This is a genomic window from Planctomonas deserti (assembly GCF_003067705.1).
Classification (GTDB): domain Bacteria; phylum Actinomycetota; class Actinomycetes; order Actinomycetales; family Microbacteriaceae; genus Planctomonas; species Planctomonas deserti.
Genome location: NZ_QANL01000129.1, coordinates 1 through 587 on the forward strand (window position 1 = coordinate 1; position 587 = coordinate 587).

The following is a 587-nucleotide window of genomic DNA, read 5'->3' on the forward strand; positions in this document are numbered from 1 at the left end:
ATCGGCCTGGAAGGCAGCTTCGAAACCGGTTCGCGGTACTGGGACTGGAACGTCAGCTACATGTACAACCGCAATGAAGGCGAGCGCATCGGTACCGGCAGCATGTACCAGCCGCACGTCGACCTGGCGGTCGGCCCGTCCTTCATGGATGGCACCGTGGCACGCTGCGGCACCCCGGGTGCAGTGATCGCCGGCTGCGTGCCGTGGAACCCGGCCGCGCCCATGGGCTATGCGGGCCCGGGCTCGCTGAGCAACCAGGACGTACAGGACTACCTGTTCACCCGCTTCGTCGACAAGATGAAGAGCACCACCAAGGTGGCCAGCGCCAACATCTCCGGTTCGCTGTTCACCCTGCCGGCCGGCGACATCATGGGCGCGATGGGCTTCGAGCACCGCAGCGAAGAAGCCAGCTACACCCCGGACATGCGGGTGCAGAAGGGTGAGATTACCGGCACCACCGGCCAGCCGACCCGTGGCGACTACTCGCTCAACGAGGTCTACCTGGAGCTGCAGGTGCCACTGCTGGCCGATCTGCCGTTCGCGCGCGAACTGTCGCTGGACGTGGCCGGTCGCTACTCGGATTACAA

At 65.4% G+C, this 587-nt stretch carries 1 protein-coding gene; it reads left to right on the forward strand.

From position 1 onward, the window contains the following. Nucleotides 1–587 (forward strand): hypothetical protein (locus DAI20_RS19915; RefSeq protein WP_205781529.1); only part of this gene is annotated, 587 nt, incomplete at both ends.